The 7,813-nt window shown below is 70.8% G+C and carries 6 protein-coding genes and 1 pseudogene; 6 read left to right on the forward strand and 1 reads right to left on the reverse strand.

Annotated elements, in window-relative coordinates:
• Positions 1 to 18: 18 nt before the first annotated feature.
• Complete coding sequence (locus STRTUCAR8_RS01755) at positions 19 to 1,788, forward strand: phosphatidylglycerol lysyltransferase domain-containing protein (RefSeq protein WP_006373661.1); 1,770 nt, start codon at positions 19 to 21, stop codon at positions 1,786 to 1,788.
• A 36-nt stretch (positions 1,789 to 1,824) separates the two neighbouring features.
• Positions 1,825 to 2,577, forward strand: coding sequence for a hypothetical protein (locus STRTUCAR8_RS52235; RefSeq protein WP_044471470.1), 753 nt, complete (start codon positions 1,825 to 1,827; stop codon positions 2,575 to 2,577).
• Here STRTUCAR8_RS52235 and STRTUCAR8_RS01765 read toward each other — a convergent pair.
• A pseudogene (locus tag STRTUCAR8_RS01765) lies at positions 2,472 to 3,239 on the reverse strand (hypothetical protein). The gene STRTUCAR8_RS52235 and the pseudogene STRTUCAR8_RS01765 overlap by 106 nt on opposite strands.
• A gap of 89 nt (positions 3,240 to 3,328) precedes the next feature.
• On the opposite strand from STRTUCAR8_RS01765, the gene STRTUCAR8_RS01770 reads away from it, so the two are divergent.
• The 4 genes from STRTUCAR8_RS01770 to STRTUCAR8_RS49130 form a co-directional block, all read left to right on the forward strand.
• A complete protein-coding gene (locus STRTUCAR8_RS01770; protein ID WP_006373663.1) occupies positions 3,329 to 4,141 on the forward strand; it encodes an adenosylcobinamide-GDP ribazoletransferase in 813 nt (270 codons plus the stop codon).
• Positions 4,142 to 4,363: 222 nt separating this feature from the next.
• Positions 4,364 to 5,893 (forward strand): leucyl aminopeptidase, encoded by a 1,530-nt coding sequence (locus tag STRTUCAR8_RS01775; protein WP_006373658.1) that lies wholly within the window; start codon positions 4,364 to 4,366, stop codon positions 5,891 to 5,893.
• Positions 5,894 to 6,233: 340 nt separating this feature from the next.
• Positions 6,234 to 7,622, forward strand: a complete 1,389-nt coding sequence (lpdA, locus tag STRTUCAR8_RS01780) for a dihydrolipoyl dehydrogenase (RefSeq protein WP_006373662.1) — start codon at positions 6,234 to 6,236, stop codon at positions 7,620 to 7,622.
• A 59-nt stretch (positions 7,623 to 7,681) separates the two neighbouring features.
• On the forward strand, positions 7,682 to 7,813 hold a 132-nt coding region (locus tag STRTUCAR8_RS49130; protein ID WP_006373660.1), incomplete at its 3' end, for a biotin/lipoyl-containing protein.

Consider the following 7,813-nt stretch of genomic DNA (forward strand, 5'->3'; position numbering starts at 1 on the left):
CCCATATGATCACTCTCCATGGGAGATGCCCGGCTCACGCCGACCGTTCAGCGACGTCCCAGTACCACCGCCTCGCGGCGGGCCGCCGCGTTCGCCGTCTGGTATCTGCGGGTCGTCACCTTCGTCAACCTGCTCAGCGCGGTGTGGGTCTCCTTCGGGAACGACGTACGGCGGCACAACGAGGAGAACTTCTTCACGCCGTACCTGCTGACCGCCGGCTTCGCCTCCGGTGTCTTCACGATGTTCCTCGCGATCACCATGCGGCGGCGCAAACGAGCCGCCTGGATCCTGAACATCGTGATCAGCACGCTGTTCCTGCTGCTGTTCGGGCTCGCCATGTTCTTCGAGGAGATCCGGGAGCACGCGCAGAACTGGATCTCGCTCGTCCTCACCGCCGCCTTCGTCGCCGCGCTCGTCGTGGGGCGGCGGGAGTTCTACGCCAAGGGCGACCGGTCCAACCCGCGGCTCGCCGCCGCCGTCGCGGTCGGCGGCCTGCTCGTCTGCTCCCTCCTCGCTGCGCTCCTCGTCACCGTCGCCAACGAGGCGCACGACACCCACAGTTCGACGTTCATGGAGCGCTGGGGCTACGGCACGATGCGGCTGATCTCCGTCGCCGCCGACGACTCGGGCTTCGCCGGGATCTCCACGCCCAACTGGGTCGACGTCGTCATCAACGTCATCAGTACGGTGCTGATCCTCGCCGTCTTCTACGCCGCCTTCCGCTCCCGTCGCGCCGTCGACCCGCTCACCGAGGACGACGAGGCCCGGCTGCGCGCCCTCCTCGACCGGCAGGGCGACCGCGACTCCCTCGGCTACTTCGCCCTGCGCCGCGAGAAGAGCGTCATCTGGTCCCCCACCGGCAAGGCCGCCGTCACCTATCGCGCCCTGGGCGGGGTCTCCCTGGCCGCCGGTGATCCGATCGGCGACCCGGAGGCCTGGCCCGGCGCCATCGAACCGTGGCTCGCCGAGGCCCGCGCCCACGGCTGGATCCCGGCGGTGATGGGGGCCGGCGAGGAGGCCGGCACGGTGTACGCGCGGCACGGCCTGGACGCCCTCGAACTCGGCGACGAGGCTCTCGTGGAGACCGCCGAGTTCACCCTGGACGGACGGGCCATGCGCACCGTCCGGCAGGCCTACAACCGGGTCAAGCGGGCCGGCTACACCGTGCGCATCCGGCGCCACGCCCACATCCCGGCCGCCGAGATGACGTACCTCCTCCAGCGCGCCGACGACTGGCGGGACGGCGCCACCGAGCGCGGGTTCAGCATGGCCCTGGGGCGGCTCGGCGACCCGGCGGACGGGCAGTGCGTGATGCTCGAATGCACCGACGGCAAGGGGGAGCTGAGAGCGCTGCTCTCCTTCGTGCCCTGGGGGCCTCGCGGGCTGTCGCTCGACCTCATGCGGCGCGACCGCGACTCCGACAACGGGCTGATGGAGTTCATGGTGATCGAGCTTCTCCAGCGGGCGCAGGAGATCGGGATCACTCAGGTCTCACTCAACTTCGCGATGTTCCGTTCCGTCTTCGAACGTGGCGGGCGCATCGGCGCGGGGCCGGTACTGAGGCTGTGGCGCTCGCTGCTCAGCTTCTTCTCCCGCTGGTGGCAGATCGAGTCGCTGTACCGCGCCAACGCGAAGTACCGGCCCATCTGGGAGCCCCGGTTCCTGCTCTTCGAGAAGAGCGCGGACCTGCCGCGCATCGGCATCGCCGCGGCGCGCGCGGAGGGCTTCCTGGAGGCGCCGGGACTGCCGAAGTGGGTGCACCGCAGGCACCTGGAGTCGAAGAGATGAGCACGTGGATGGACACGCACGGATGAGGGCCGGGACATGAGTCCGGTCGTCCGCTGGGCCCGCACCGAATGGGGGCGGCTGTACGTCGCCGTGAGCGGGCCCCTGCTCCGTCGGCGGTGGCGGGCGCTGCCCATGACGCTCGGCGTCGTGTGTCTGACCGCGCTCGTCCAGTTCACGCAGAACCAGCAGAACCAGTCGTGGGGCTACCGATTCGTCCAGGACGTAGGTGCCGTCCGCGCCGAGGACCCCCTCTGGCTCGCCCTGCTGCGCACCCCGCTCTCCCCGTTCGTGCCCGCCCCCGACCTGCCGGTCTGGGGCGCCCTCGCGCAGATCCTGATCGTCTTCGGCCTCGCCGAGATCTGCCTCGGCTGGTGGCGCACCCTCACCATCGCGTACGTCGCCACCCTCGCCGGCACGCTCTACGCGCGCGTGGGCATCGCCGTGGGCCCGGCGGGCTTCCTGGGGCTGCCCGGCACGGACGCGCACGTCGTGGACACGGGTCCGTCGGCGGCCGTGGTGGGCCTCGCCGTCTTCCTGGGGTGGCGCTACCGGGCGTATGTGACCGCCGGTGCGGTGATCGTCGCGATGGTGGTGGAGGTGGTCCTGAAGGACAACCTCGCAGGCAAGGAGCATCTGGCGGCCATCGTGGCCGTACTCGTCCTGTGCGGGGTCTCGGCGCTGCGTCACCGGCGTACGGCGGGAGCGCGGGCCGGTTCGGGGTCGGGTCTGCCGCCGATCAGGTCCTGGATACGGCGCCGGGGGCCGGCCCAGCGTCGGTCGTGGCGGTAGGCGCGCAGGGTCGAGCGGGCGCGGGCGCGGGGGCGGCGGCCGTAGAAGCGCTTCGCCCAGAAGGAGCCGGGGCGCGCCAGACGGAGCGCGCCGAGGATCGCGACGAAGGGGACGATCACGCCGAAGATCGCCGTGCGGGCCTTGCCCTTGCTCAGGGCGAGGAGGGCGAAGAGGAAGTTGACGCCGACGCTGGCCATGGCCTCGCCCCGGTTCTGGACGTCCTCGTCGCTCAGGTCGTTCACGCCGAACGGCAGGAATCCCATGAGGACCAGGCCGACCAGTGCCGCCGTCAGCACCACCACCTCGACCTCTGCCGGCCGGCCTCGCTCCAGTAGACGTCGTCCAAGTGCAGGGATCAGCGCGAACTCGTCGAGCACCAGACCCGCGCCCATCCCGAACAGCACCGCGCACAGACCCGCGCCGAACCCGTGCTGCCCGCTGGTCACGGCCCCGAATCCGCCGACGACGGTCAGTACGACCCCGGGCACGACGTGATGGATGTGCATCCCGCCCGCCTTGACGTTCCCGAACGGTCCCTTGCCCGCGCGGATCATCCGGGTGACGACCCGGGTGATGAGGAACGTCAGCACGAAGGCGGCGAGCGCCAGGAGCAGCGGCAGCTTGCCCGGTTCGACGATGTTCCGATTCAGCCAATGACCCATGAGCGCACTTTATCCAGGTATAGACCCTTAACGGCTGCTTGTACGCCGCCGACCTGGGCAGTTCCCACCCCGCCGGGTACTCTGCGCCGGTGTCCACGCCTCCGCCTCAGCCCACGCAGTCCGACCCTCTCACCCCCCTCACCGGGCTCCGGTTCGCCTTCGGCACGCTGACCGTGCTGCCGGTGCGGGTGACCCGCTGGGACCGGGACGCGGCACGCGGCGGCATGCTGTGGGCGCCGGTGGTGGGCCTGGTCGTCGGCGCGTGTGCCGCCGGGGTCGGGCTGGTCCTGCTGTTCCTGGGCTCCGGTGCGCTGCTCGCCGCCGTCGCCTCGGCGGCCGTGCCCGCCGTCCTCACCCGGGGTCTGCATCTCGACGGTCTCGCGGACACCGCCGACGGACTGGGCAGCGGCAAGCCCGCCGAGGACGCGCTGCGCGTGATGAAGCAGTCGGACATCGGCCCGTTCGGTGTGCTCGCCCTCGTGTTCGTGCTGCTGGCCCAGGTTGCCGCGCTCGCTCAGGCGTACGGCGACTCCTGGGGCCGGGGCGCCCTCGCCGCCGTCGTCTCGGCGACCGCCGCCCGGCTGGCCCTCACCCTGGCCGCCCGTGACGGCGTGCCGCCCGCCCGGCCCGAGGGGCTGGGAGCGGCGGTGGCGGGAACGGTACCGGTGCGCTCCGCGCTGCTGGTGGCCATCCTGGTGACGATCGCGGCGGCCGGCCTGGGCGCGTTCTTCGGAGCGTTCGACATCGTCCGTACCGCCTTCGCGGTCATCGCGGGCTGCGCCGCCGCCGAACGCCTCCTGCTGCGCTGCACACGCCGTTTCGGCGGGGTCACCGGCGATGTCTTCGGCGCCCTCGCGGAAACGTCCGCGACGGCCGCACTGGTCGTGCTGTCGTTGCGCTGAGAGCCACTTGGAGACTCGGCGACCCAGCGACTCAGGTGAACGCTCGCAGGAATGAGCGAAACCGGCCGCCGAGCGTAGTCTCGTGCCGGGTGTACCACCCCCGGCGCCGACCGCCCCCCAGGGCCGGATTTAGGGTCGCTTGTCGGGCCTGGTCGACCCATTCCACTCGGCCACAGAGTCTCTTCAGACGGACTTTTCAGACGGAAGCGAGAAATCACCACCGTGACTGCTCTCACTCTCAGCACCGCTGCGGCGCCCGGCCTTCGGGCCGACGCGATCGTCGTCGGTGTCGCCAAGAGCGGCAAGGGCCCGGTCGTCGCACCGGGCGCCGAGGCCGTGGACAAGGCGTACGACGGCAAGCTCGCCGACGTCCTGGGGACCCTCGGCGCCTCCGGTGCCGAGGGCGAGGTGACCAAGCTGCCCGCCCCGGCCGGCTTCAAGGCACCCGTCGTCGTGGCCGTGGGCCTCGGCGCACTGCCCGAGAAGGACGAGACCTTCGGCGCCGAGTCGCTGCGCCGGGCCGCCGGTGTGGCCGCCCGCACCCTCGCCGGTGCCAAGAAGGCCGCCTTCGCCCTGCCGATCGAGGACGCCGCCGACGCCGGCGCGATCGGCGAGGGCGCGCTGCTCGGCGCGTACTCCTTCGACGCGTACAAGGAGATCGGCCGGAACGGCAGGGACGCGAAGAACGGCAAGGCGCCGCTCGCCGAGATCACCCTGCTCGGCGGCAAGCCCCGGGACGCCGCGTTCAAGGCGGCCGTCGCGCGCGCCACCGCCGTCTCCGAGGAGCTCAACCGCGCCCGCGACCTGATCAACACCCCGCCGAACGACCTCAACCCCGAGGCCTTCGCCGCCGTCGCGCAGGCCGCGGCCGAGGAGCACGGCATCAAGGTGCGGGTGCTCGACGAGGAGGCACTGGAGGAGGGCGGCTACGGCGGCATCCTCGGCGTCGGCATCGGCTCCGCCGCCGGGCCCCGGCTGGTGAAGCTGACGTACACGCACGAAGCGGCGAGCAAGCACCTCGCCTTCGTCGGCAAGGGCATCACCTACGACTCGGGCGGCATCTCGCTCAAGCCCGCCGGGCACAACGAGACGATGAAGTGCGACATGAGCGGTGCGGCGGCGGTCTTCGCCGCGGTCGTCGCCGCCGCGCGGCTCGGCCTCCAGGTCAACGTCACCGGCTGGCTGGCGCTCGCCGAGAACATGCCGTCCGGCTCCGCCACCCGCCCCGGTGACGTGCTGCGCATGTACAGCGGCAAGACCGTCGAGGTCCTCAACACCGACGCCGAGGGCCGCCTCGTCCTCGCCGACGCCCTGTGGGCCGCCTCGGCGGAGAAGCCGGACGCGATCGTCGACGTGGCGACGCTGACCGGCGCGATGATGCTGGCGCTGGGCAACCGGACGTACGGGATCATGGCGAACGACGACGCGTTCCGTTCCGCGGTGTACGAGGCCGCCGAGGAGGTCGGGGAGCCGGCGTGGCCGATGCCGCTGCCGGACCACCTGAAGAAGGGGATGGAGTCCCCCACGGCCGACATCGCGAACATGGGCGAGCGGTACGGCGGCGGGCTGGTCGCGGGGCTGTTCCTGCGGGAGTTCGTGGGTGAGGGGATCACCTGGGCGCACCTGGACATCGCGGGGCCCGCGTTCAACGAGGGGGGTCCCTTCGGGTACACGCCCAAGGGTGGGACCGGGACCGCGGTCCGTACGTTGGTGCGGCTGGCCGAGCTGACCGCTGCCGGCGATCTCGGCTGAGGGTGTTCTAAGGGGCTTTGAGCGGCGGGACCCCGTGGGCGGGTAGTCCGGGGTCCCGTTGCGCCTACCGACTCGGTCATGTGCGTCGTACGGCGAGTGCGGGTCCGCTGTGGCTTGTCGCGCAGTTCCCCGCGCCCCTTAGGCCGGTCTCCTCACTGCTCTCCAACAAGTGTGGGGCGTCTCTCACACCGGCCCGGCGTCTCGTCCGCGTCCGACAAGTGCGAAGATGGGCTCGGCAGGATAGGGCCCCCACCACAGGGCCGAAGAAAGAGCGGCCGGACACCAGCCGCCGCCCGGTCACTGACGACCGGCGTACGGCGCAATGCATGGAGGACGTGACGTGGCGAACGACGCCAGCACCGTTTTCGACCTAGTGATCCTCGGCGGTGGCAGTGGCGGTTACGCCGCGGCGCTGCGCGGGGCCCAGCTGGGGCTTGACGTCGCCCTGATCGAGAAGGACAAGGTCGGCGGCACCTGCCTGCACCGGGGATGCATCCCCACCAAGGCCCTGCTGCACGCGGGCGAGATCGCCGACCAGGCCCGCGAGAGCGAGCAGTTCGGCGTCAAGGCCACCTTCGAGGGCATCGACGTCCCCGCGGTCCACAAGTACAAGGACGACGTCATCGCCGGCCTGTACAAGGGACTCCAGGGGCTTGTCGCCTCTCGGAAGGTCACCTACATCGAGGGTGAGGGGCGGCTCTCCTCCCCCACCTCCGTCGACGTGAACGGGCAGCGGATCCAGGGCCGCCACGTCCTGCTGGCGACCGGCTCCGTGCCGAAGTCGCTGCCGGGCCTGGAGATCGACGGCAACCGGATCATCTCCTCGGACCACGCCCTCGTCCTGGACCGGGTGCCCGAGTCGGCGATCGTTCTCGGCGGCGGTGTCATCGGCGTCGAGTTCGCGTCCGCGTGGAAGTCCTTCGGCACGGACGTCACGATCATCGAGGGCCTGAAGCACCTGGCTCCCCTCGAGGACGAGAACTCCTCCAAGCTTCTTGAGCGCGCGTTCCGCAAGCGCGGCATCAAGTTCAACCTGGGCACCTTCTTCTCGAAGGCCGAGTACACCGCGAACGGTGTCAAGGTCACCCTTGCCGACGGCAAGGAGTTCGAGGCCGAGGTGCTGCTCGTCGCCGTGGGCCGCGGCCCGGTGTCGGCAGGCCTCGGCTACGAGGAGCAGGGAGTCGCGATGGACCGCGGCTACGTCCTGGTCGACGAGTACATGCGGACGAACGTGCCGACCGTCTCGGCCGTCGGTGACCTGGTCCCGACGCTCCAGCTCGCGCACGTCGGCTTCGCCGAGGGCATCCTGGTGGCGGAGCGTCTGGCCGGTCTGAAGGCCGTGCCGATCGACTACGACGGCGTGCCCCGGGTGACGTACTGCCACCCCGAGGTCGCCTCCGTGGGCATCACCGAGGCCAAGGCCAAGGAGATCTACGGTGCGGACAAGGTCGTCGCTCTGAAGTACAGCCTCGCGGGCAACGGCAAGAGCAAGATCCTCAAGACCGCGGGCGAGATCAAGCTCGTCCAGGTCAAGGACGGTGCCGTGGTAGGCGTCCACATGGTCGGCGACCGCATGGGCGAGCAGGTCGGCGAAGCCCAGCTGATCTACAACTGGGAGGCGCTGCCCTCCGAGGTCGCGCAGCTCATCCACGCCCACCCGACGCAGAGCGAGGCGCTCGGCGAGGCCCACCTGGCCCTGGCCGGCAAGCCGCTGCACGCCCACGACTGACCCTCGGTCGACGGACGACGACACAGACTTCCGCAATTTCGTAAGGAGCAACCGAAACCATGGCGGTTTCCGTAACCCTTCCGGCGCTCGGTGAGAGCGTCACCGAGGGCACTGTCACCCGGTGGCTGAAGGCCGAGGGCGAGCGCGTCGAGGCCGACGAGCCGTTGCTGGAGGTGTCGACCGACAAGGTC

The sequence above is a fragment of the Streptomyces turgidiscabies Car8 genome, assembly GCF_000331005.1.
GTDB lineage: Bacteria > Actinomycetota > Actinomycetes > Streptomycetales > Streptomycetaceae > Streptomyces > Streptomyces turgidiscabies.